Origin of the sequence: Salinimicrobium sp. TIG7-5_MAKvit (assembly GCF_049569215.1) — a bacterium.
In the GTDB taxonomy this organism is placed as follows: Bacteria; Bacteroidota; Bacteroidia; order Flavobacteriales; family Flavobacteriaceae; genus Salinimicrobium; species Salinimicrobium profundisediminis.
In genome coordinates, this window is the sequence record NZ_CP145903.1 from 3,488,274 (window position 1) to 3,511,687 (window position 23,414).

A 23,414-nucleotide genomic window follows, 5' to 3' on the forward strand; every position below is an offset into this window, starting at 1 on the left:
GGTGTTTTACGAAGACCGTTAATCCTGAATCTGGAATTAATAAGTCTGAATTTTTCACTTTGTGAAAGTATATTTCAGAAGGGTTCACACCCTGGATTTCTTTGGATTGCGAGCTGGAACTTTAAACTTAAAACCTTGAACCCACAGTTGTGAAACAATTGTTAATTATTTTGTACCCCGAAGGTTTCAACTTTTTTGGGGAAAGCTTATATTAGCCACGAAACCGCAGGAAACAGCTATGATCGAAGAAACTAAATATACCGAAGACAATATACGTTCGCTCGACTGGAAAGAGCATATTCGTATGCGACCCGGGATGTATATTGGGAAACTCGGGGATGGTTCCAGCGCCGATGACGGTATCTATATTCTTTTGAAGGAAGTTATAGACAACTGTATTGATGAATTCGTGATGGGCGCAGGGAAAACCATAGAAATTTCTGTACAGAACCAAAGGGTCATCGTACGTGATTACGGGCGTGGAATTCCGTTAGGAAAAGTGGTTGACGTGGTTTCTAAAATGAACACGGGAGGAAAGTATGACACCCGTGCCTTTAAAAAATCGGTAGGACTCAACGGGGTTGGAACAAAGGCAGTTAATGCCCTTTCCAGCAATTTTAGGGTAGAGTCTACCCGTGATGGCCGCTCTAAATCGGCCGAATTTGAACAGGGGAACCTGATCAATGAAGAGGAGCTGGATGAAACTTCAAGAAGGAGAGGTACCAAAGTATCTTTTACCCCCGATGAGCTTATTTTTAAGCACTACAAATTCCGTTCTGAGTATATAGAAAAAATGCTGAAGAACTATGTTTACCTCAATCCTGGGTTGACGATAGTGTTCAATGGGGAAAAATTCTATTCAGAAAATGGCCTGGCCGATCTTTTGTCTGATAGCATTAATGAAGATGATCGCCTTTATCCCATCATTCACCTTAGAGGTAATGATATTGAAGTGGCGATCACCCACAGTAAAACCCAGTACAGCGAAGAGTACCATTCTTTTGTGAACGGGCAGCATACTTCCCAGGGAGGAACGCACCTTGCGGCTTTTAGAGAGGCTGTGGTAAAAACGCTTCGGGAATTCTACGGAAAGAATTTTGAGGCCAGTGATGTTAGGAAATCTATAGTTTCAGCAATAAGTATAAAGGTAATGGAGCCGGTCTTTGAGAGCCAGACCAAAACCAAACTTGGTTCTACAGACATGGGCGGAGATCTTCCCACCGTTAGAACATACATCAATGACTTTTTAAAGACCCAGCTGGATAATTACCTGCACAAAAATCCTGAAACAGCCGATTTGCTGCAACGAAAGATCCTGCAGGCCGAAAGGGAGCGAAAGGAACTTTCGGGTATTAGGAAACTGGCAAAAGACAGGGCTAAGAAAGCAAGCCTGCACAATAAAAAATTAAGAGATTGCCGGATTCACCTGGGAGACAGCAAAAAAGAAAGATATCTTGAAAGTACACTTTTCATCACCGAGGGAGATTCGGCGAGTGGATCGATCACGAAATCAAGAGATGTGAATACTCAGGCTGTTTTCAGTTTAAAAGGTAAGCCGCTGAACAGTTACGGGCTTAGCAAAAAAATTGTATACGAAAACGAGGAATTCAACCTGCTGCAGGCGGCATTGAATATCGAAGAGTCTATGGAAGACCTTAGGTATAACAATATCGTGATTGCTACCGATGCCGATGTAGACGGAATGCACATCAGGTTATTGCTCATTACTTTCTTTTTACAATTCTTCCCCGAGGTGATCAAAGAGAACCATTTGTATATTCTGCAAACGCCGCTCTTTAGGGTAAGGAATAAAAAAGAGACTATTTATTGTTATAGTGAACAGGAGAGAAAAGATGCTATTGCCAAACTTTCAGGAAAGCCGGAAATAACACGATTTAAGGGACTTGGGGAAATTTCACCTGATGAGTTCAAGCATTTTATTGGAGATAATATTCGGCTTGATCCGGTGATGCTCGATAAGGATATGAGTATTGAAGAGCTCCTGAGTTTTTATATGGGAAAAAACACGCCCGACAGGCAGGAGTTTATTATTGACAACCTTAAAGTGGAACTGGATCTTATTAACGAGTAGAATGAAGTTCAACAACAGGAAAGAAACCGGAATTATCCCTTCAATTTATATCATTGTAGTGGCGGTTTTTATCACAAATGCATTTGCATCTGTTGAACTTAAATATGATGATGTTCCTTTTAATTACAGTAGCTTAATTCCTAATGGTATCGCTATTGTAGTAGCGGTCTATATTTTTATTGTCGGAAAAAAATTCGAATTTGACAGTGATGGAGAAACCATCAACTTCAAAAGCAATGGTGCCCTTGTGTCGCAATTCATGCATTACAGGGAACAAAGAACCGAAGTGCCAAAGTCAAAACTGAAGAATTTTAAAATAGAGAATTATTTTTTCTACAAACGCCTGCACATTTACATTCATTCAAGGAATAGTAGAGGGTACAGGCACTATAAATATAATATCACCTTTTTAACGGGCAAGAAAGTAAAAGCTTTAGAAATGTCACTTGCCAAAATTCTGGAGAAAAACAAAGCGAGGGCTTAAATGGAGAACGAGAATCAAAACGATCATCAAGACGAACAGTTCGAGCAAAACGAAGAGCTGAATAATACAGAGAACAACGAGGTGCTTACCAAGGTAACCGGCATGTACAAAGACTGGTTCCTGGATTATGCCTCTTATGTAATTCTTGAAAGAGCGGTTCCTGCTCTAGAAGATGGGTTTAAACCCGTGCAGCGTCGTATCATGCATTCTATGAAAGATCTTGATGACGGCCGCTATAACAAAGTTGCAAACATTGTAGGGCATACCATGCAGTATCACCCTCACGGGGATGCCAGTATAGGTGATGCCATGGTGCAGGTAGGCCAAAAAGACCTCTTGATAGACACCCAGGGGAACTGGGGTAATATTCTTACAGGAGATGGGGCTGCAGCAGCAAGATATATCGAGGCAAGGCTTTCAAAATTTGCCCTTGATGTTGTCTATAATCCCAAGATCACCGAGTGGCAGCTCTCTTACGACGGAAGAAAAAAAGAGCCGGTAAATTTACCGGTGATGTTCCCGTTGTTGCTTGCTCAGGGTGCCGAAGGTATTGCCGTGGGTTTAAGTACAAAGATCCTGCCTCACAATTTCATTGAACTTATTCAGGCAAGTATAAAGCACCTGCAGGGAAAGAAATTCAAACTGTTTCCCGATTTCGCTACAGGAGGTATTGCCGATATCACCAATTATAATGATGGGATGAGAGGCGGCCGTGTGCGAGTGCGGGCAAAGATCTCTCAACTGGACAAGCACACCCTGGTGATAAAGGAGATACCTTTTAGCACCAATACGTCTACATTAATTGATTCTATCCTTAAGGCAAATGATAAGGGAAAGATCAAGATCAAGAAAATTGAGGACAATACTTCCAGTGAAGTAGAGATCCTTATCCATTTACCGCCGGGAATGTCTCCCGATAAAACTATAGATGCCCTGTATGCTTTTACAAACTGTGAAGTATCTATTTCACCTTTGAGCTGCATCATCATTGAGAATAAACCGGCCTTTTTAGGGGTCTCAGAAATCCTTAGAAGATCTACAGATCATACCCTTGCTTTACTGAAGCAAGACCTGGAGGTAAAACTGGAGGAATTCCAGGAGCAATGGCATTTTGCTTCTTTGGAACGGATTTTTATCGAAAAAAGGATTTACCGCGATATTGAGGAAGAGGAGACCTGGCAAGGCGTGATTGAAGCTATAGACCGCGGATTGAAACCCTACATCACACACCTGAAACGTGCAGTGACCGAAGAAGATATTGTGCGGCTTACCGAAATAAGGATCAAGCGTATCTCAAAATTTGATCTTGATAAAGCACAACAGAAAATTGAAGCTCTGGAAGGCGAAATTGCGCAGATAAAGCACCACCTTGATCATTTGGTAGATTACGCTATTGCATATTTTAACCGCTTGAAGAAAGAATATGGTGAAGGTAAAGAAAGAAAGACCGAATTGCGCCTTTTTGACGACATTGAAGCAACTAAAGTAGTTATACGAAATACAAAACTATTCGTAAACCGTAAAGAAGGTTTTGTGGGCACAGCCCTCAAAAAAGATGAATATGTGACCGATTGTTCAGATATTGACGATGTGATTTGCTTTACTGCCGAAGGTAAAATGATAGTCACCAGGGTAGACGCCAAGACTTTTATTGGAAAAGATATTATTCACGTTGCGATCTTTAAAAAGAAAGACCGCCGCACCATCTATAATATGATCTATAAAGATGGTAAAGGTGGGGCTTCCTATATCAAAAGGTTTGCAGTGACCTCGGTAACCCGCGACAGGGAATATGATCTTACCCAGGGCAAGAAAGGTTCAGAAGTGCTTTATTTTTCTGCAAATCCAAATGGCGAGGCCGAAGTAGTGATGGTATACCTAAGGCAGGTAGGAAGTATCAAGAAATTAAAATTCGAAGTAGATTTTGCCGACATGGCCATTAAGGGTAGGGCGGTAAAAGGAAATATAGTGACTAAGTACCCGGTCAAAAAAATTGATCTTAAAGAGGAAGGGGTTTCTACACTTAAACCAAGAAGAATCTGGTTTGATGACACTGTGAGAAGGCTAAATGTAGACGAGAGAGGAGATTTACTTGGCGAGTTTAAGGGAGAAGACAGGCTTTTGATTATTACTCAAAATGGTATAGCCAAAACTATTAAACCCGAGCTCACTACGCGTTTTGATGAAGATATTATAGTACTTGAAAAGTGGTCTCCAAAAAAGCCGGTTTCAGCTATTTATTGGGAAGGAGAAAAGGAGAAGTTCTATGTGAAACGCTTTGTTATAGAAAATGAAGAAAAAGAAGAAAACTTCATAGGTGAACATCCCAAGTCTTATCTCGAGATCGTTTCTACCGATTATCTTCCGGTAGTAGAAGTAGTTTATACAAAAATCAGGGGGAAAGATCAGAAACCCAACGATCTTGTTGAACTTGAAGAATTCATTTCAATAAAAGGGATTAAAGCCCTTGGAAACCAGCTTACTTCAGAAAAAGTAAAACAGGTAAATCTCCTGGATCCGAAGCCATTTATTGAGCCTGAAGAAACCGCTCCCGAAGATATGGAAGTGGAAGGAGAAGAGCGTGTGGAAGGACAGGGTAAAGCACCAGATTTTTCTGAAACAAAGCTTCACAAAGAGAATCCGGGAGGAGATGAAACTCAAATAAGACTTTTTGACGAATAATGGCTGTGGGATTACTCAAAGAATTTAAGGAGTTTGCCGTAAAAGGCAACATGATAGACATGGCGGTGGGTATCATAATTGGTACTGCTTTTAACCGCGTTGTTGATGTACTGGTAAAGCAAATCATCATGCCTCCGCTTTCTTTGATAACCGGAAGGATCACCTATGCCGACAGGAAATATGTGCTTCGGGAAGCGATCCCCGGAACCGACGGGGTAGATGCTGTAGAGGAAATTGCGGTGGGTTATGGACTCATGATCGAAGTATTTATCGACTTCTTGGTCATTGGCTTCACCGTTTTCCTGGTGGTAAAATTGATGAATAGATTTAGAAGAAAAGCCGAAGATCCTAAAGATAAGACTGTAGCCACGCCAAAAGATATTGAGCTGCTTACAAACCTCAATAAATTGATGCAGGAACAAAACGACCTGCTCAAAAAGAAGTAAAACCCCGGGAAAGGCCTAAGGAGTAATGTCTAAGGAGTAATGTCTAAGGAGTAATTTGGGGCATTAATCAAGCCCTAAAATATATTTTACCCTAAAATTCTACAGACTACCGTCTACAGACTACGGACTACTTCACTCTACCTTTACAACGGTTCCACGCTGTTTCTGCGTTTCTCCCACCAATCCGTATTCAAAGGTATATGTATTGTTTTTAGTGGTGAGGATCTTCATGTGAATAGGCTTTTCTTCAGCCCTGTTTTTAGGGTTTAAATTTGAGAGTATATATTCACAGTCGTTGATCCATCGTATAGAAGAAGTATCAACCTGGCCTCTAAAATAATCGATTTCGATACTATCAGTTCTCACGAAACGGGTTTTTACCAGTTCCCCTTCAAGATAAGATTCAAATTCAAAGGTTCCCGTCTTAAAATCTTTACAGTTACGTTCTGCCTGATAACAGGAGCTAAGGCAGCAAAGAAATAGAATGCCCAACAAGATTTTTTTCATGCTGCAAATTTAAAACCTTTTTTGATGCTTCTCAATTTTCAAAGGCATCAAAAGTACCGTCTTCATAAAGAATGACCACCTTTTTTATCTTTTTTGAGAGGGAAGGAGCAGTAAATTCTTTTTCGGTCACGGGGGGAGTAGTAGAAAATAGATCCTGCACTTCAGATTCCTTCCTCTGATTATCTTCTTTCTCCCGATTCCTGGAAGGTGAACTTTCCTTCGGAAAACTTCCTTTTCCATTAAGCAGCCAGTAAAGTTCAACTTCCGGAAAAGCATTTATGATCTTCATGACAAAATCCAGGCTCGGCTTATTTCTGCCAGATAGAAGATGGGAAATGGAGGAGCGGCCCACATCAATTTTATCGGCAAATGAAGCAGCCGAAAGGTCGTAGTATTCCATAACCTTATTAAGTCGAATTGTAAATTCTTTAGTGTTCACCATTGTAAACAGGAGTAAAAAAATAGGTTGTTTACAAAAGTAATCAATTAAAATGGATTCTCCAACACCAGCTTTAAACAGGAACAATCATATGTAGTATAACTTTATATAAAACGACATAATTGACTAAAATACAGCTTATTATTATATATAAAATGTTTGTAAGGAAATATTCCTATCACTTGATTTACAGACGGGAACTGAATGTTTACATAAGTATACAGTAAAAACATTTTCTGTTGTTTACGATTGTAAATTTTGGATTATTTACTTTTGTAAACATGATGACAACAGAAGAATTTCTTAAGAATTATGATGAGTTTAAAACCGGAAACTTATACGGAAGATATATTACGTATATGCAGCTGGAAGAAGCTTTGGAAGATTTAAAAGAGCATTATCAAGTAACCGAAGTTGGAAGATCTTTCCTTAATATTTCTATTCTGGGAATAACTGTGGGTGTAGGTAAAAAGAAGATTTTGGCCTGGTCGCAAATGCACGGCAATGAAAGTACAACCACAAAAGGAGTTGTAGACTTGCTTCACTTCCTGAAAGTTTATGAAGAACTTGATGTGGTAAAGAATATACTTGCTGAATGTACCATTTTAATACTTCCTATGGTCAACCCAGACGGTGCAGCGAGATATACCCGTGTAAACGTAAATACAGTAGATCTCAACCGTGATGCAAAAGAGATCAATGAACCTGAAAGTAAAGTGCTCAGAAAAACTTTTGAGGACTTTCAGCCAGATTTCTGTTTTAACCTTCATGATCAAAGAACAATCTTTGGTGCGGGAGACTTCAATCTACCTGCCACTCTCTCTTTTCTTGCTCCTTCAATGGATAAAGCAAGAACGGTTACTGAAGTGCGAATAAAGGCTATGAAAATCATTGCTGCAATGAATAAAGAGCTACAAAAAGTTATTCCGGGGCAGGTAGGAAGATTTGATGATAGTTTTAATCTTAATTGCACAGGAGATTACTTCCAGGCACAGCACGTGCCAACAATCTTGTTTGAATGCGGACATTTTCAGGGGGATTATTTGAGGGAAGAAACCAGGAAGTATTTTACCCTATCATTACTTACAGCTGTCAAAGCAGTTGCAACCGGAGATTTTATTCAACAAAAAGAAGAAGACTATTTTGAAATTCCCGGGAACAAGAAAAGTTTTCTCGACATCATTCTTCGGAATGCACTGGTGGAAGGGAAAAAAGTAGATGTGGGGATACAGTATTCAGAAAAAATAAAAGCCGGAGATGTACTTTTTGAACCCGTGGTACATATTATTGAAGATGATTTGAACTTTTTTGGGCATTTAGAAATTGATTGTAAGGGCCAGGAGGTAGAAAAATCCGACGAAACCCCGCTTATCGAAAACGATATAGTAGAGATAATTTTGTTAAATAAAGAGAAGTTATCAATAAATCCGCCGCATATTAAATGAATATTGACTATAATCTAATTATTTTGTATTAATTTTGTACTTCGTTTAAAAACAAGGAGAATCTTCAAAAGATTAGATATGGCAAAGTTTAGATTAGATGAAACCGATCACCAAATACTCAATATGTTGATCGACAATACGCGAACCCCTTTCACTGATATTGCAAAAAAACTTAATATTTCAGCGGGAACAGTGCACGTTAGGGTAAAGAAAATGGAAGAAGCAGGAATTATTCTTGGTTCGTCACTTACACTTAATTACGAGAAGTTGGGTTATGCTTTTATAGCCTATGTTGGAATTTTTCTACAAAACACTTCCCAAACCAAATTTGTATTAGAGCGCATTAATGAAATTCCTTATGTAACTGTAGCTCACGTTACTACTGGCAAATTCAATGTATTCTGCAAAATTAGGGCAAGAGATACTCAGCATGCAAAAGATATTATTTTTAAGCTCGATGATATTGAAGGTGTTTACCGTACAGAAACAATGATTTCTCTTGAAGAGAGCATCAACGATAAGAAAAGGCTTATGCATTCTATTTTTGAGAACTTATAGAGTACTAAATTCTTATTAAAAACCCTCCAGGCTATTAGTTTGGAGGGTTTTTTTATTACTTTCATTTTAACTACATTCAGCTTATGGGCTTTATCAAACGGAAATTAAACTCCTTCTGGAGGCTTTTAAAGCAATCTTATTTTAGCTGGAACAGGAATGATCCATGGGCCAGGAGTGCTACTATAGCGTATTACGCGCTTTTCTCCCTGCCTTCCTTACTCATTATTGTTGTTACGGTTGCAGGATATTTCTTTGGAAAAGAAGCTGTACAGGGCAGGATCACCAGGGAGATAGGCGAATTTGTGGGAGTGGAAGCGGCCCAGGCTATTGAAGGAATGGTAGCGAACGCCGCACTTGATCAAACCTCTACATGGGCTGTTATCTTTGGATTTGCTTTCCTGATCTTTGGTGCTACCGGGGTATTTTTCCAGTTAAAAGCTGCAATGAATAATATCTGGAACATTGCAGTAAAAAAGAATACAGTGAAGAGGATTATCATTAACCGCATAATTTCTTTGGGGATGGTATTCGTCCTGGGGTTGCTGCTTCTTGTTTCTCTGGTCATTTCGGCAGTATTGGCAGCTATAAAAGATTATGTTGCTTCTATAGCTCCAGTAATTACCACTTTTCTCCTGGAGGTGCTAAATTTTGCCCTTTCCTTCACCATCATTATGTCTCTCTTTGCTGCGATCTTTAAATGGCTACCCGATGTTAAGCTAAGATGGAAGACTACTTACCTGGGGGCCATGCTCACTACCTGCCTTTTTCTGGTAGCCGAATACCTCATAGGGTTCTATTTTGGCCAAAGTAATCCTGGATCTGTCTATGGTGGTGCCTCATCGGTAGTATTAATTCTCCTTTGGGTGTATTATACCTGCTTAATTGTATTCTTTGGAGCTGAATTTACCGTGCAGTATGCCCTGTATAAAAAAGAGAAGGTAGAACCTAACGAATATGCCGAACCTGCCATTTACCAGGAGCTTGAAAGACTCGAAGAAAAACGCGGACAACTGGTAGATGAAAAAAGGATTCTCGATACCCTGCAATCACACGTTGATGAGGAGGAAGAGCGCCAAAAACAGCGCAAAATGAAAGAGGAGGCAAAAAAATAGTTCCTCTTAATAAAATTTAACCTTAGTCTTCTAGATTTTATAGGTTTCTTAATACAGAAAAAGAGGCTTAGTGCCTATCTTCCCTTAAATCATTGTTGAACATAAAAATTAAAAATAAATGAATAAGAAGATAGCAATTTTAGCGACCGATGGATTTGAAGAGGTAGAATTAACTTCTCCAAAAGAAGCTATGGAAGATGAAGGTTTTGAAGTTCACATTGTAAGTCCCAAAAAAGGCAAAATCAAGGCCTGGAATGAAACCGACTGGTCTAAAGAATACAACGTTGACAAAACCCTTAGTGAGGTGAGTGCGAGCGACTATAATGCACTTATGCTTCCGGGAGGGGTTATGAATCCCGATAATCTAAGAACAAATGAAGAGGCTCTTCAATTTGTACGCGATTTCTTTAAGCAAAAGAAACCTGTAGCTGCGATATGCCACGCACCCTGGACGCTCATTAGTGCAGGAGTGGTAGAAGGAAGAACTATGACCTCTTACAATTCAATGAAAGACGACGTAATTAACGCCGGTGCAAATTGGGTTGATGAGGAAGTAGTGGTAGACGAAGGTTTTGTAACCAGTAGAAATCCTGATGATCTACCGGCTTTTAATTCAAAACTTATTGAAGAGATCAAAGAAGGAAAGCATGAAGACCAGCACGCCTAGTCTGTAATATTTTTAATAAAAAAGCCGCCAGTATAAATTACCGGCGGCTTTCTTTTGTTAGATTCTTTTAGATATCTTCGGAATTATCTTCGTCAGCATCCATATCATCCATGTCTTCTTCTACATCGTCATTCTTTTCCGGAAGGTCTACAATAGGTTCATTGAAATCTGAATCATCGTAGTCTTCTTCATCATAGTTCGCCATTGAATTTTCAAGACGGGTACTAACTTTTACAAGATAAATACTGTCTTCGGTTCGTACCTCTACAGCTTCAACTGTTTCGTTTTTTGCATTCTTAAAAGAGATGATTTGATCATCATCATACCCGTCAGGATATTTCTCAACTAATAATCCCAAAATTTCGGGAGTAAGCTTTTTGTAATCAACAATGATTCTTTTCATAAGTAAGTTTTAAGGCCTCCTTCTAAGCGAAAATAATGATTCATAATTCCGCCACCGTTAAAATAAATAAAAAATTTAAACTCTGTTTTTTACTCTGATTGTGCATCTTCCTGAGGAGTAAGGTAATACCTGAAAGCCTCATGGATTAATGTATTTGGTACTTCCCGGTCAATTACCGGTGCTCCAATTTGTCGCAAAAGAACAAAATTTATTTTTCCTCCCTCATTTTTTTTATCAAATTTCAACAGGTTGATGATCTTTTTTTGATCTTCTTCTGTAAAATCGGTTTTTCCGTAAATGGAGTGGATCACATGGTTGATCTCATCTCTTTTTTCTTTTGGGAAACCTTCAAGCTCTGTAGATAAATAGGCAGCCAAAACCATTCCTGCCGCAACGGCCTCCCCATGCAATAATTTTTGTTTTGCAGGATTTTCAAGAAAGTAAGATTCGATTGCGTGGCCCAGGGTGTGCCCAAAATTCAGACTTTTTCGTAAGCCTTTTTCTAAAGGATCCTGTGCTACTACCTGTTCTTTGATCACTATAGATTCCATAATAAAGTCTTCAAGGTCTGTAAGGTCAAGATCTTTTAAAGATTTTAGACGGTTCCAGTAATCTTCATCAGCAATTAACCCGTGTTTCAGCATTTCGGCCAGCCCGCTGCGCATTTCACTGGATGCTAAGGTTTCCAAAAATGTCATATCTATAACCACCATTTCCGGTTTTCTAATAATACCCACCTGGTTCTTCAAAGCGCCAAGGTTCACTCCGTTCTTTCCGCCTAAAGCCGCATCAACCATAGAGAGCAGGGTAGTGGGGAAGTGAACGCAGGCAATACCTCTTTTAAAGGCTGCTGCAACAAAACCACCAAGATCTGTCACCACACCTCCGCCAAGGTTGACCAAAAGGCTCTTGCGATCTCCTCCCAGGTCTGATAATGCTTCCCATAAAGAACTACAGGTTTCTATAGTTTTGATTTCCTCACCAACTTCAATTTCCAAAACTTCAACTTCAAGCTGGGTTTCGAGTTTTTGAAGAAAGGAAGAAAGGCAGTGAACATGGGTATTGGAATCTACCAGAATAAAGATTTTGGTAAAGTTTTCCTGCCCTAAAAATTCATGGAAATGGTCATATCCTTTTTGGTTAAAAAGTACGGGAGATGCTGTAGAGGTTTTAGTCATGGATCCTTTTGATAAATACACGTTAAAGGCTTCGAAAATAAGGAGAAAAATCCTAACTATCTCCATCCAATAATTATCTTTGTAAACCCAATTTTAAGAAATGATCACACAGAAGATATTTAATGATACTGAGACAGCTTTTAAACTAAAAACTGATTCAGAATTAAACCGTGCCATCTTTCTCTTTGAGATGATTAACCGGCCACTATTGGTCAAAACAGGTACTGCAATGACCAACCTTGCTCTTAAAACACATTTGCCGGTAGAGGGGCTTATTAAAAAGACCATTTTCAACCAATTCTGTGGTGGGGTAACCGAAAAAGATTGCCTTCCTACCATTGAAAAAATGTACAGTAAAAACCTTCACAGTATTCTCGATTATTCCGTAGAAGGAAAGGAAAAAGAGAGTGAATTTGATAAGGCTATTCAACGCAAGACCAATATTGTAAAATTTATTTCTAAACGGGACGAGCTGCCGTTTGCGGTTTTTAAACCCACGGGGATTGGCCGTTTTGAACTCTGGCAAAAAGTCTCTGCAAATGCCAATCTTTCCCTCGAAGAGGAAGAAGAGTGGCAGCGTGTGAAAAATCGTGTGAACAGGATTTGCGACGAAGCTTACAAACAGGGCGTAAGGTTGCTTGCCGATGCCGAAGAAAGCTGGATGCAGGATGCTGCCGATGTGCTTATGGAAGAAATGATGTTTAAATACAACCGCGAGCGCGCAATAATCTTCAACACCCTGCAATGCTACCGCTGGGACAGGATGCAGTATCTCAAAGACCTGCACAGCCGCGCCAAAGAACAGGGCTTTATTGTGGGAGCCAAGATAGTGCGCGGTGCATATATTGAAAAGGAAAATGAAAGGGCTTCAAAAATGGGATATTTGTCGCCCATTTGTGAGAACAAAGAAGCCACCGATGTAAATTATAACGGGGTGCTTACCTATTGCCTGGCGCACATAGAAGATATTTCGGTATTTATCGGCACGCATAACGAGATGAGCAACTACCTGGCTTTACAGGTTATGGAAGATAAAAACATTGAAAAAAATGACGACAGGGTGTGGTTTTCCCAACTCTTCGGAATGAGTGAGCACATTAGTTACAACCTTGCTGAAGCCGGTTATAACGTGGCCAAACTGGTGCCTTTTGGCCCTGTAAAGGAAGTTGTACCTTACCTTATAAGAAGGGCCGAAGAAAATACCTCTGTAAAAGGCCAAACCGGAAGGGAATTAGGATTGCTTTACGAAGAGAGAAAAAGAAGGGCAGGAGAGATCACCAAGAGCAATAGGGAGAGTGAACTGGCTGGCTAAATTCATATATTTTAAGATCATGGGCTGGAAATTCTACGGAAGCTGGCCCGCCAATCTTAAAAAAGCAGTAGTTATTGTGGTGCCGCACACCAGTTGGCACGACTTTTATCTGGGGCTCCTGGTGCGACGGATTCTTGGGGTAGACATTAAATTTGTAGCCAAAAAAGAATTATTCAAGCCCCCATTTGGGTGGTACTTCAAATGGATGGGCGGTACCGCTTTAGACAGAACTCCGGGACAGAAGAAGGTTGAAGCTATTGCAAGCCTTTTCAATGAGAGGGAAGAATTTAGCCTGGCAATTGCTCCCGAAGGTACCAGGAAAAAAGTAGGCGAGTGGAAAACCGGATTTTACTATATCGCTAAAAAAGCCGAAGTGCCTATCATTATGGTAGCGTTCGACTTTGGAAGTAAAAGTGTAAAAGTCTCGGGCCCCTTGTACCCCTCAGATGATAAGGAGCAGGATTTTATTAAGATCAAAGATTTCTACAAAGAAGTTACCGGCAAAATTGCCCACTATACATAAATATAAAGCTGCCTTCAAAGCCATTTTCGCCAATCTAAACCTGTTTTAGGTTATTTGCTTCTGAAGATTAGTTCTATATGATCTTTAAATTCTGCAGAAAGATCGGCAGGAAGCTTTTAAGGCAGCTTTTTTATTCAGAATGCTTGCTGAAGATCGATACTAATATCGGTAAACAGCGTTTACTTTAGAATCCTTATTCGGCATAAACTCTTTTTCTATAAGATAAGCTTTTCCGTTTTGCTGAAGTACTTTTACAGCGGCAAGGTTCATCAACGAAACACTGCCGTTTCTTTTCTCCTCATGAACATCTACCGAAGCCATTTTTTCATTGTAATCTCCCCAAATGTCCTCACGGTTCTGAAGGAACAACGTATCGACCTTTCCTTCATAAATAGCGGGAATGATCTCTGAAACCTGGGTTGATGTTCGGGAAGGGTTCAAGTCATTGAACTGCTTCATTTTGTCTTCTCTATCTTTCCTGAAGTGTGGCTCAAGAGTTTCCAGTGCCGCTGCATGCAGACTAAAAATACTATTGTGATCGGCTTCTGGGTTTCCGGGTACAGGTTTTGGATACAGATTTTTATATCGGCTGGCCTCCTGGTAAATTGGAAAATAAGAATCCTGGCAGGCAACTATAAGCGGAACGCTCTCGTTGTGCAGAATTTCATAAATCCCCTTGTCTACTGCCCTAAAGAAGCGTAAAATCTCATTTTTGCGATCCCTGCTTGCGGCTTCATAACCATGTTGGGTAGAAGTGCCTTGTGGATTTGCGCCCACACTATTTCGTTGGGTTTTGTGCTTGCTGTTCTTTTCTTCGTAATCATACCCCACCCTGTCTTCGAGTTGATTGGGCGTAAGATCATCAATCTTAACCTCTCCTATAGAATATTGAGTGGCCTCATACAGTTTTACCTCATCCAACTGTAAGTGGAGCAAATAAAACCTTCCATCTCCATTAAACATTGGCACCAGCGGCTTTAAATAAAAATGGTCGGCTACGTAAGTGAAGGCTTCAAAGTAAATTGGTAAGGTGTACTGTTTTGAAAATCCGTCGGCAAGAAACAGGGCGAGTCCGTCGCTTTGATGTCGCCAAAAATCACTGTCGTCCATCAGGTCGTTCACCGGCTTCCCCATCTTTTCTATCTTATCCTGTGGGTATCCCATCGCTTTAAGTTCCTCAACGGCCTTTTTCCATTGACTTTTTAAATTGATCTTGTCCTTTTCTTCGAGAACGTCTTTTCCGGCCCTTACTGTAGGGATAAAAATTGAGACGCAAGGATTGCTGTCAAATTTTGCTAAGTCCTCAAATTGTTCTTTTGTCAAAATTGGCATGATCTGTCGGTTTTTACGGAAAAACACCTTTAGAATCCGGTTTTTTCCTTGATTTATAATTGCGTACTTAAGATACTAAGTTGCCAAAAAAGCCGTAGGGCTGCAGGTCATAATTTTTCCTTAATTAGCCTGGGATTTGCCGTTAATTTTGTGCTAAGAAATTACCACCACACCACAAAAAGCCTTTGGTAGCTGCCGTTAGGGGTCTTCATCCAGAGTAGAGGAGAAAATTTATCGGTGAGAAGGGGAGAAATTTGTCTTTCAATATCTTCAAATGAGTACCAGGTGTGGTTATGCTCCGGAAGCACCGGCCAGAACTTCTTCTTCGGACTAAAAAAGGCATTTTTTCCATAGTCTTCAAAAGTGAATTCTGAAGCTCTTATCCAGAAACCGGCAATGCAATCTGGATTGATTTCTTTTAAAGCTGAAGGCTTCAATTTCTTCGGAAGAAAAACGGAAGCCTTAAAACACATTTTTTGAACCAGCTGCTGCAGATCTATTTCATAAGCCTTAAGCATATTTTTTGTAGCTTCCTTAAACAGCAACGGGAATTGCCTTTTTTGAAGCTTTTCCAGCTTTCGGTTAAGACTGTCGCGTTTGTTAGGACCAATTAAATGGTCTTTTTCTGAAAAACCAGTGTCGGGGTCGTAGATATAGAACTTGAATACCAGTTCTACGTGAAAAATTTCTTCTGAAGTAGTCTCCTTCAGCAAAAAATCTATTTCTCCAAGCGTTTTTTTCTCCTGAATGACCTGCTGATTTTGAAGTACAACTTCTTCCGAAGTAAAATGAGTAACATAACAGGCAAAAAAGTGCTCCATTCGCTTTCCCAGTACTGTTGCCGTGGGTGTAGGGACAGCAGGAAGATTTTTGCCCGCAGTAAAATCGGTGGTGCGGTAGAGCGGGTAGTCAAAAATGGCATTTTCAGTAAAGATTTCAGAAGTACTTAAAAATCCTTCAAATTGTTGGGCTGTAGTGAATTCCATTTAATCTTTATCATCGTCTTTACTCAGCAGGAAACCAAAGGGTTTTAAAGGAGAAATACTACTAAACACCACATTAATGATAGCAAGTATAGGTATAGATAAAACCATACCCGGGATGCCCCACACCATACTGCCAATGATTACTGCCAGTATAACAAAGAAAGGGTGAAGATCTACCTGGTCGCCTACCACATAAGGCTCCAAAATGTAACTTTCTACAAATTGTGCCACTGCGAAAGTGATCATAATCCCAATAAGAACGCCTGTTTCTCCAGATACAAGATACCCAAAGATTAGGGCTAGCCCGAAACCTACAATATTCCCAATATAAGGAAGAAGGCTAAGCACAGCCGCCAGGATACTAATTAGAATGAAATTATTAACGCCCGAAATTCCGAGGCCTAGGGCGTATAAAACTGCTAAAAATCCGATGAGAATAAGTTTCCCCACGAGATATTTTCGGGTGACTTTGGCCGAATTTTCAATAATATCTTTTACCTCATGCCTTCGGGAGTCGGGGAAGAGTAGTAGCAAAAAACGCTTAAACCGGTGCCTGTAGTTTAGCAGAAAGAAGATATATATAAAGGTGATAAGATAATCACCAAAAAAACTGATGGTATTATTTAGAAAAGAAGCAGCTTTTTTACCTGCATTGGAGGTTTCGCTCATAAAAGGAACGGGGCTGCCTTTTTCAGAACTTTCAATATCCTGCTGCTCCAGCGGGGTGTGCTCCAGTAAAAAAGCCTTCACCTGTTCGATTTTTGGAGCCATTGTTTCCTTGATCTTTGGCCAGTCGTCTACCACTGTTTTCACCTGCATTGATATAATGGCGAAAAAACCTACGGAAGCCAGGAAAATAATGAAAGTGCTTACCAGGGAAGAAGCCATCCGATTCATAAATGATTTTTCCATCTTCCTGCAAAGCGGTATCATAAGAAGAGAGAGAATCACAGCTGTGGTCAACGGAATGAGGAAACCACTTGCATCTGCAAGCCCCTGAAACAGGAAGTATAAAGCGAGTATGGTTAATGTTCCATAAAGAAGTATTTGTTTTCCCTTAGAGTTGCGTAATTGTTCCATAAAAGTGAAGGTACAAAATCAGCAGCCCAATCTATTCTAACTAAAAGTTAAAGACTTTTACAACAAAGCTTTTGTTCATGGGGCTCATGCGGAGTTTTTGCTTTAAATTCGTACAAACTGAAATTGTGAAGCAACAGCGTTACTACTACCTAATTAAAATACAGTATTTGGGGTACAGGCTGCATGGGTGGCAAAGACAGCCGGGTTTAAAAACTGTGGAAGGCCTCGTGAAAAAGACCCTCAAATTTGTTTTGGGGGAGCTCCACTTCAAAATCCTGGGCTCCAGCCGTACCGATGCCATGGTCTCTGCACATGAGTCGGCTTTTGAATTGTTCATAGATCACGAACCTTTAGAGAATATGGCTGATTTCCTGGTGCTTTTCAATCAGAATCTGCCTCCGGATATCCGCGCACTATGCATTAAAGAAGTTGATGCCGCTTTCAATATCATCCAACACCCAAAGAAAAAGGAATACCTGTACCTGTTTTCCTTCGGAAGAAAGAGTCATCCGTTTGCAGCACCTCTTATGGCTACTTTTCCTGAAAATCTCGATGTTGACCTCATGATGCAGGGCGCCCGTATTTTTGAAGGGAAACATTCGTTTCATAATTACTGCACCAAACCCACCCTGCATAATGTAGTAGAACGTGAGATTGATACCTGCGAAATTTTGCTGAACACAAAGATCACTGCCAGTTTCTTTCCCGATAAATCTTACCTGCTAAAAGTTACCGGAACAGGATTTTTGCGCAACCAGATAAGGTTGATAATGGGAGCCATGGTACAATTGGGAAGAGGGGAATTTTCGATTACCGACATAGAAAGAAGTCTGGCACCTGAAGTAAAAATGCCCATGAACTACATCGCCCCCGGCAGCGGACTCATCTTAAACAAAGTGGATTTTGAATGAAGTTGCGGGTTGCGGGTTGTAAAATTTGGGTTGCAGGTTGCGAGTTGCGGGTTACGCGTTGAACTTCCCTGATTAGTGTTGACCGGTTTTAGATATTAATTTTCATTATCAAAAATAGTAATTATTGGACGGTCTTTTGTTTTAAGGGTTAACCAATAATTAATGAACTTTTCTGGATTTCTTTTCCCCAGATGATCGTGTGATCTTTTGTTGTTATAGTTGTTCACTGCTTTATTTATCTGGCTCTTGAGCTGATTAAAGGTTTTTGGCTTCCAATGATCCAGATACTCTTCTTTAATTGTTCTGTTAATCCTTTCGGCATAGGCATTGTCCTGGGCGCTTAAAGCCATACTTATAGTTGTTTTATTTGATTTTAAAAGATCTGTGTAAGACTTATAAGTGTACTGGCTTCCACGATCTGAGTGATGGATTTTTGGAGCTTTATTATCTTTTAAAGCCATCTTTAAAGCCTTTAGGTTTGCTGTCCCTCTCATGTGATCGGAGACTTCATAACCCACTATTTTCTTAGTGTAAACATCTATAATAAAGACTGCATAATAAAATCTATCTCCTACCCTGTAGTAAGTAATATCGCTTTGCCATACTACCGAAGGTGCATTGATCTCTATGCCTTTTATTTTATTGGGATAGTAGATGCTACCTGCAATGGTAGTACGCCTGTAGTTCTTTTTCCTTTTGAGACGATAACCTAATTGCATAAAAGTCTCAACAAAGCGATCTCTTCCAATAAAATTAGGCTTTAAGGTATAATACATTTTCTCCACCCCACAACCAGGATGGTCTCTACGAATATCATCGGCTTCAGACATTAACTCCATCAAGCGACGATCAAATAAAGTCTGTCTTCGCGCATATTGATGTACAGCCTGTTTACTGATTCCAACACTTTCATAAAGTTGATTCATAGAAAAACTTATTTGTTTTTTGTTTTCCCTGAACCATGTGATTGTGGGGTGCTGTAGTTTTTTTTAATGTCGATATCCAGCTCTGTCTTGGCTAATTCGATCATTTTTTCAAAATACTCTACCTGGATCTGTTTACGTCCTAAAGCAGCTTCAAGTTCCTTGATCCGGGATGCCATTTCCTGCATCTTTTTTTCGCTACTGTCTTTCATTTCTACAACTCTAAAACCTTTCTCGTTAAAGGTAGAAAATTTATAAATCCAGCTATAAATGGAGTTATTACTTACACCGTGTAGCTTCTCAAGCTGAGGAACACTATAGTCTCCACTTTCAAAGTCTGCTACAATTTGTTTTTTAAACTCTAAGGAATAATGTCTGTGCTTCTTTACCGAGCGAATGTTTGCTTTCATATAAGTTGATTTTAGTGGTCAACCTATATCAGGGACATACAAATTTCTAACTTCGTACTTCTAATTTCGTACTTCTAAGTTCAGTTTTCTTTATTCAATATTGTCAATGCTACCCGAATAGTTCCGTAGTCCATTTCTTCTTTAAAATGTTCGAAGTAGGGTTTTAGGGCATCAGGATCATCAAGTTCTTTTTGTGCCTTGCGAACTGCTTCAAGATCTGCTTCTGAAATATATTTTTTGAGATCTACATTCTCACCGCTTTCATAAAGTTTAGAAAGGTGGGAAAAAATGGTGGTGGCAGCCAGGTTTCTTGCCTGCGCCATTTCTTCAATACTCATTCCTTCCTGGTATAACCTGAGTGTTTCTTTGTAAGTATTTCCTTTTTTACGGGTTTTCTTCTCCCGCTTTTCTTTGCTGTGGGCAATGATCTCCTTGATGAACCGGTAGCCGTAATTCTGCATTTTTTGACGTCCAACCCCACTTATCTGCATAAAATCTTCATCGGTCATTGGGCGTTCTTTCTCCATTTCCTTGAGGGTGGCATCATTGAATATAAGGTATGCCGGGATGTCTTCTTCCCTGGATAGCTCGAGCCTCAGCTTTCTTAACCTCTCAAAAAGGGTATTTTCTGAAGTCTTTTCGGCAACAACGGGTTGTTTCTTGAGTTCGGCCTGGGTGACATCGGCCAGGGAAACTTTTTCCTGCTCAAAAAGCACATTTTTGGCAAGGCTTGTGAGCCTGATCTTGTTCTGATCGTGAAATGCAATCTCCAGGTAACCCTGATTGATCAATTGGATAATATATTGCTGCCAGTCTCGCCAGGACACATCGCTGGCGATGCCATAAGTTGAGAGGCCCTGATAACCTTTTTCGAGCACCTGTGCGTTTTGGGCTCCCCGCAGCACATCTATGACCATAGAAATTGGCTCCTGTTCTTTCAGCCGGTAAACTGTAGAAAGGGCTTTTTGGGCAAGTATGGTACCGTCAAAGAATTCGGGCGGATTCTTACACACGTCGCAGTTGCCACAATCTTCAGAAATAATTTCTCCAAAGTAGCTTAACAAAATCCTTCGGCGGCAACTAAGGGCTTCAGAATATTGTTTCATGCGTTCCAGTTTTGCCAGCTGGATCTCGGCGTTCCCCGAACCTTCAGCAAACTTTTGTAGCTGCACCACATCGGCATAACTGTGGAAGAGCAGGGTAGAAGAAGGCAATCCGTCACGCCCGGCACGGCCAATCTCCTGATAGTAACCTTCAAGGTTCTTTGGCATATTATAATGTATCACCCAGCGCACGTTAGACTTGTCTATCCCCATTCCAAAAGCGATGGTAGCGCAAGTGATGTCATTGCTGTCATTGATGAAATCTTCCTGAATCTGGATCCTCTCATGATGTGATAATCCGGCGTGGTAAGCTTCGGCCTTGTAACCTTTTTCTTTGAGTTTGGTTGCGAGTTCTTCAGTATTTTTCCGGCTTAAGCAGTAAATGATACCGCTTTCAGATTTTCTACCTTTCAAAAATGCCAGAATCTGCTCAAATTTTTTGGTGCCGGGACGCACTTCCAGGCTCAGGTTCTTTCTGTCAAAAGAAGAGAGGTGATGCGTGGCGTGCGGGATATTGAGTTGATCGCAAATATCCTGGCGCGTGGCTTTATCGGCTGTGGCAGTGAGAGCGATCACAGGAGTTTCTGGATGGCGGTTTTTTAAATATCCCAACTGGGTATATGCCGGCCTGAAATCGTGCCCCCAACTGGAGATGCAGTGGGCTTCATCAATAGCAATAAGGCTGATATTGCCCGCAGAAAAAACAGCGTCTACATACTGAAGACTTTCGGGCGCTACATAAAGAAGTTTGATCTCATTTTTTTCGATCTTCCGGAAGATCTCCTGCTGCTCCTGTTCTTTCTGACTGCTATTGAGGAATGCTGCGGAAATTCCGTTAGCGGTAAGCCCGTCTACCTGATCTTTCATAAGGGCGATAAGCGGAGAGATCACAATAGTAATACCCGGAAGCAAAATGGCAGGAAGCTGAAAACAAATAGATTTTCCGCCACCTGTGGGCATGATCACCAGGTTATCACGGCCTTCAAAAACAGCCTCGATGATCTCCCGTTGCTGTGGCCTGAAACTGTCATAACCAAAATATTCCTTTAATGTGCCTATTAATTTTGCCTCTTCAACCATGATGCAAATAAAATGAAAGCAAGCCAATGCCCAATGACTTGAACTTGTTAAATACAACATTTTTTCAAAGCCTACAGGTACGCGGAAATTCTTACATTTAAAAAAATATTCTTCTATGGTTAAAAGAACCCGCTACCTTTCTAAAAGGCCAAAATCGAACCAGGCACTTCACCAGGCCCCCGGGACCGTTACTTATGTGGGGCGTAAAGAGCAGGTGGAGACGTTACTCGAAGTAATAGATTACAATGCCGACAATTATGAAAGGTTTACTTCAAAAAAACCCGAAGATGCTTTTCAATTTGAGGAAGAAGACCGTACTACCTGGATCAATATCGACGGACTAAGCAATACAAAAGAGATTGAAAAGATTGGTAAGTATTACGACTTGCATCCTTTGATCATTGAAGATATTGTGAATACCAACCAGCGCCCTAAAATAGATGAATACAAAGATTACTTCTTCATAGTAGCAAAAATGCTATACTTTCGGGAAGATGGGCGGCTGGAAAACGAACATATAAGCATGGTTCTGGGAAAGAATTATGTGCTCACTTTCCAGGAAGCCGGGGGAGATGTATTTAATGGGGTGCGGGAGAGACTTTCTCAGGCGAAAGGCCGTATAAGGAGCAGGGGTGCAGACTATCTTGTTTTTGCCCTTTTAGACGCTATTGTAGACCACTATTTTATAGTTGTAGACGATATGAGCGATAAAATAGAAGCCATGGAAGAACGGGTTTTTGATGCACAACCTAAAGATGACACCATACTTGAGATACAGGAATTAAAACGCACCATGTTAAGGATAAGGCGTGCCGTAAACCCTTTGCGGGAGGTGGTAAGCCGTATTGAAAAAGTAGATCATGACCTTATACAGGAGCAAACCCTCAATTACATACGCGATCTATATGATCACATGCTGCAGGTCTCAGAAAATATTGAGATCTATCGGGAAATGACCTGGGGCCTCATGGATATGTATATGACCACCATAAGCAATAAAATGAACGAAGTCATGAAAGTGCTTACCATTATGGCTTCTATCTTTATTCCCCTTACTTTTCTTGCCGGGATCTATGGGATGAACTTCGAATACATGCCCGAACTCGGATACAAATACAGTTATCCTGTTTTATTGATTGCGATGTTCTTTTTAATAATAGGGATGCTCTTTTATTTTAGACGAAAGCGGTGGCTTTAAGATTTTAAAATTTACTGCCAAAACTTATCGCTCCAGTCATCGGGATCGGGGGTGATGATTTCTTCCTCTTTATTTGCTATTTTCTGAAGCTTTTCTTCAGAAACGGTTTCCTGCAACTCCCTGAACAGCTCCCGCTCTTCAAACCTGATGTGCCGGTTCAGTTCTTTTTCTATGGAATGGAACGTCTCTTCACTGGCTTCCTCTTTAAACAAAAATTCCAGCCGGGAGTGCTCATTAACAGCTCTTGTGTTCATGGAATGGCGATCTCCTAAAAGAGGAAATATTTCGGATTCTTCAAACCTAAAATGTGGCCTTAGTTGAGAAGTAAAGAAAAAGTCAGTATACTTTTTAATCCGGTCTAATTCGATCTTTCTCTTTAATCCTTCTCTAATCTTCCAGCACAACAACAATCCGTGGTGATGGTCTCTGCTAAGCGGTTTTAAAGCATCGTGCCTCTTAATTGGTGTTGGTTTGTCCATAATCTTTAGAATTAGGATGCAAAGCTAACCTTATGATACCCGGAAGAGTATGACCAAAGTCATA

The 23,414-nt window shown here is 40.4% G+C and carries 23 protein-coding genes; 12 read left to right on the forward strand and 11 right to left on the reverse strand.

The features are described from left to right. Positions 1–238 precede the first annotated feature (238 nt). Genes V5739_RS15640 through mscL form a run of 4 tightly spaced genes read left to right on the forward strand, consistent with a single transcriptional unit; the run spans position 239 to position 5,704 of the window. The gene (locus tag V5739_RS15640; protein ID WP_266068634.1) at positions 239–2,092 is read left to right on the forward strand and encodes a DNA topoisomerase IV subunit B; all 1,854 of its coding nucleotides are present in this window, start codon (positions 239–241) and stop codon (positions 2,090–2,092) included. 1 nt (position 2,093) lies between these two features. Then, a complete protein-coding gene (locus tag V5739_RS15645) occupies positions 2,094–2,576 on the forward strand; it encodes a hypothetical protein (protein WP_423818934.1) in 483 nt (160 codons plus the stop codon). Beyond that, positions 2,577–5,258, forward strand: a complete 2,682-nt coding sequence (locus V5739_RS15650) for a DNA gyrase/topoisomerase IV subunit A (protein ID WP_423818935.1) — start codon at positions 2,577–2,579, stop codon at positions 5,256–5,258. It begins immediately after the preceding gene. Continuing rightward, the gene (gene mscL / locus V5739_RS15655) at positions 5,258–5,704 is read left to right on the forward strand and encodes a large conductance mechanosensitive channel protein MscL (protein WP_266068637.1); all 447 of its coding nucleotides are present in this window, start codon (positions 5,258–5,260) and stop codon (positions 5,702–5,704) included. Before V5739_RS15650 ends, mscL begins: the two co-directional genes overlap by 1 nt. Positions 5,705–5,836: 132 nt before the next feature. Here the strand turns inward: mscL and V5739_RS15660 are convergent, their stop codons facing one another. Together V5739_RS15660 and V5739_RS15665 are read right to left on the reverse strand one after the other, a co-directional pair. Next, positions 5,837–6,211 carry a DNA topoisomerase IV gene (locus V5739_RS15660; protein WP_423818936.1) on the reverse strand — a complete coding sequence of 125 codons (375 nt, stop codon included), beginning with the start codon at positions 6,209–6,211 and terminating at the stop codon, positions 5,837–5,839. Positions 6,212–6,242: 31 nt separating this feature from the next. Continuing rightward, a complete protein-coding gene (locus V5739_RS15665; protein WP_423818937.1) occupies positions 6,243–6,653 on the reverse strand; it encodes a helix-turn-helix domain-containing protein in 411 nt (136 codons plus the stop codon). Positions 6,654–6,931: 278 nt separating this feature from the next. Between V5739_RS15665 and V5739_RS15670 the strand changes: the two genes are divergently transcribed. The 4 genes from V5739_RS15670 (at position 6,932) to V5739_RS15685 (ending at position 10,432) form a co-directional block, all read left to right on the forward strand. After that, entirely contained in the window at positions 6,932–8,095 is a 1,164-nt protein-coding gene (locus tag V5739_RS15670) for a M14 family zinc carboxypeptidase (RefSeq protein ID WP_423818938.1), read from the forward strand. A gap of 78 nt (positions 8,096–8,173) precedes the next feature. Further along, complete coding sequence (locus tag V5739_RS15675) at positions 8,174–8,653, forward strand: Lrp/AsnC family transcriptional regulator (protein ID WP_266068643.1); 480 nt, start codon at positions 8,174–8,176, stop codon at positions 8,651–8,653. An 83-nt stretch (positions 8,654–8,736) separates the two neighbouring features. Continuing rightward, on the forward strand, positions 8,737–9,765 hold the full coding sequence (locus V5739_RS15680) for a YihY/virulence factor BrkB family protein (RefSeq protein WP_423818939.1): 1,029 nt from the start codon (positions 8,737–8,739) through the stop codon (positions 9,763–9,765). Between the two features lie 118 nt (positions 9,766–9,883). Next, positions 9,884–10,432 (forward strand): type 1 glutamine amidotransferase domain-containing protein, encoded by a 549-nt coding sequence (locus V5739_RS15685; RefSeq protein ID WP_423818940.1) that lies wholly within the window; start codon positions 9,884–9,886, stop codon positions 10,430–10,432. Between the two features lie 67 nt (positions 10,433–10,499). On the opposite strand, the gene V5739_RS15690 is transcribed toward V5739_RS15685, so the two are convergent. Together V5739_RS15690 and aroB are read right to left on the reverse strand one after the other, a co-directional pair. Then, positions 10,500–10,835, reverse strand: coding sequence for a hypothetical protein (locus V5739_RS15690; RefSeq protein WP_423818941.1), 336 nt, complete (start codon positions 10,833–10,835; stop codon positions 10,500–10,502). Positions 10,836–10,924: 89 nt separating this feature from the next. Continuing rightward, entirely contained in the window at positions 10,925–12,013 is a 1,089-nt protein-coding gene (gene aroB / locus V5739_RS15695; protein WP_423818942.1) for a 3-dehydroquinate synthase, read from the reverse strand. A 100-nt stretch (positions 12,014–12,113) separates the two neighbouring features. Here aroB and V5739_RS15700 point away from each other — a divergent pair, with 100 nt between their 5' ends. Together V5739_RS15700 and V5739_RS15705 are read left to right on the forward strand one after the other, a co-directional pair. Continuing rightward, positions 12,114–13,325, forward strand: a complete 1,212-nt coding sequence (locus tag V5739_RS15700; protein ID WP_423818943.1) for a proline dehydrogenase family protein — start codon at positions 12,114–12,116, stop codon at positions 13,323–13,325. Then, the gene (locus V5739_RS15705) at positions 13,309–13,848 is read left to right on the forward strand and encodes a 1-acyl-sn-glycerol-3-phosphate acyltransferase (RefSeq protein WP_423818944.1); all 540 of its coding nucleotides are present in this window, start codon (positions 13,309–13,311) and stop codon (positions 13,846–13,848) included. Before V5739_RS15700 ends, V5739_RS15705 begins: the two co-directional genes overlap by 17 nt. A gap of 159 nt (positions 13,849–14,007) precedes the next feature. On the opposite strand, the gene V5739_RS15710 is transcribed toward V5739_RS15705, so the two are convergent. The 3 genes from V5739_RS15710 to V5739_RS15720 form a co-directional block, all read right to left on the reverse strand. After that, on the reverse strand, positions 14,008–15,180 hold the full coding sequence (locus tag V5739_RS15710; protein WP_423818945.1) for a hypothetical protein: 1,173 nt from the start codon (positions 15,178–15,180) through the stop codon (positions 14,008–14,010). Positions 15,181–15,341: 161 nt separating this feature from the next. Continuing rightward, positions 15,342–16,166 carry a DUF1853 family protein gene (locus V5739_RS15715; protein WP_423818946.1) on the reverse strand — a complete coding sequence of 275 codons (825 nt, stop codon included), beginning with the start codon at positions 16,164–16,166 and terminating at the stop codon, positions 15,342–15,344. After that, positions 16,167–17,246 carry an AI-2E family transporter gene (locus V5739_RS15720; protein ID WP_423818947.1) on the reverse strand — a complete coding sequence of 360 codons (1,080 nt, stop codon included), beginning with the start codon at positions 17,244–17,246 and terminating at the stop codon, positions 16,167–16,169. A gap of 77 nt (positions 17,247–17,323) precedes the next feature. Here V5739_RS15720 and V5739_RS15725 point away from each other — a divergent pair, with 77 nt between their 5' ends. Further along, entirely contained in the window at positions 17,324–18,157 is an 834-nt protein-coding gene (locus V5739_RS15725; RefSeq protein WP_423818948.1) for a tRNA pseudouridine synthase A, read from the forward strand. 95 nt (positions 18,158–18,252) lie between these two features. On the opposite strand, the gene V5739_RS15730 is transcribed toward V5739_RS15725, so the two are convergent. From V5739_RS15730 to recQ, 3 genes are all read right to left on the reverse strand, one after another. Continuing rightward, positions 18,253–19,083, reverse strand: a complete 831-nt coding sequence (locus tag V5739_RS15730) for an IS3 family transposase (RefSeq protein ID WP_423818825.1) — start codon at positions 19,081–19,083, stop codon at positions 18,253–18,255. Positions 19,084–19,091: 8 nt separating this feature from the next. After that, entirely contained in the window at positions 19,092–19,490 is a 399-nt protein-coding gene (locus V5739_RS15735) for a transposase (protein WP_423818826.1), read from the reverse strand. A gap of 80 nt (positions 19,491–19,570) precedes the next feature. After that, entirely contained in the window at positions 19,571–21,673 is a 2,103-nt protein-coding gene (recQ, locus tag V5739_RS15740; RefSeq protein WP_423820501.1) for a DNA helicase RecQ, read from the reverse strand. A 115-nt stretch (positions 21,674–21,788) separates the two neighbouring features. Here recQ and corA point away from each other — a divergent pair, with 115 nt between their 5' ends. Further along, positions 21,789–22,871 (forward strand): magnesium/cobalt transporter CorA, encoded by a 1,083-nt coding sequence (gene corA / locus V5739_RS15745; protein ID WP_423818949.1) that lies wholly within the window; start codon positions 21,789–21,791, stop codon positions 22,869–22,871. Positions 22,872–22,882: 11 nt separating this feature from the next. On the opposite strand, the gene V5739_RS15750 is transcribed toward corA, so the two are convergent. Continuing rightward, positions 22,883–23,350, reverse strand: a complete 468-nt coding sequence (locus tag V5739_RS15750) for a hemerythrin domain-containing protein (protein ID WP_423818950.1) — start codon at positions 23,348–23,350, stop codon at positions 22,883–22,885. Positions 23,351–23,414: the final 64 nt, after the last annotated feature.